This window comes from Candidatus Hydrogenedentota bacterium (genome assembly GCA_016791475.1).
Classification (GTDB): domain Bacteria; phylum Hydrogenedentota; class Hydrogenedentia; order Hydrogenedentales; family JAEUWI01; genus JAEUWI01.
Genome location: JAEUWI010000119.1, coordinates 1 through 957, shown reverse-complemented (window position 1 = coordinate 957; position 957 = coordinate 1). Strand labels below are relative to the sequence as shown.

At 65.1% G+C, this 957-nt stretch carries 1 protein-coding gene; it reads right to left on the bottom strand.

The window, feature by feature from the left end; all coding sequences use genetic code 11:
- Positions 1-957, bottom strand: a 957-nt coding sequence (locus tag JNK74_28170; GenBank protein ID MBL7650065.1) for a UvrD-helicase domain-containing protein, incomplete at both ends; no start/stop codon positions are given.

Sequence of the window (957 nt, the reverse complement as noted above, 5' to 3'; positions counted from 1 at the left end):
CCCCGGAATGCGAAGCCGGAGCACGCTGCCGCGCCGCTCGGGATCGAGCGCTTCCCACGCGCCGCCCGCCGGCCCGGTCGCACGCGCCGGATCGATGCGGATGGGATGCTGCACCTTGAGCCGCGAGGCATTCTGGCCAATCAGGTGATTTGCGGCGCCGATGATGGCCCGGCTGGAACGGTAGTTCTCGACCAGATAGCTGATCTGCGCGTCGTATTCTTCGCAGAAACGTGCGATGTGGCGGTTGCTGCCGCCCCGCCATTGATAGATGTTCTGGTCGTCGTCACCGACGGCGAGGATGCACAGGTCACCCTCCTGTTCGTCGTGCCGCCCGGCGAGCGCGCTGACGAGCCGGTACTGGCGGTCGTCGATGTCCTGGTATTCGTCCACCAGAATGTAGCGATAGCCCTGCAACAGACGCTCGCGCAGATCGTCCTCGCCTTCGACCGATGCACGGCCTTCCAGCAGTTCCGCAGCGCGGTCGAGGACGGCATCCAGCTCGCCCTCTTCCACCTTGTCGCGGCGATCGAAACTGGTGCCGGTCAGCCGCATGGCCATGGCGTGATAGGTGAGCACAGTGATCCCGATCGCATCGTTGCCGACCAAGGCAAACAGGCGCTTGCGGATCTCGTTGGCCGCATGCCGGTTGAAGGTGAGCGCGATGATCGCCGCGGCCGGCACGCGCCGCACACGCAACAGGTAAGCGATGCGATGCACTACGACCCGCGTCTTGCCTGAACCCGGGCCGGCGAGCACGAGCCGGTTCTGGTCCCGGTGGTCCGTGACGATGGCCTTCTGCGTGGCGTTCAGCGCGTCGATGATCGCCTTCCACGAGCCCTCGCTGGTGGCAAGCTGCAGGATCTCTTCCTTGCCCGGAAAGTAGTGGCGCAGGAAATCGTCCTTGCTGCGGGTGAAGTAATGCATGACCAGCCGCAAGGCGTCGGCCATCTCCCTGAG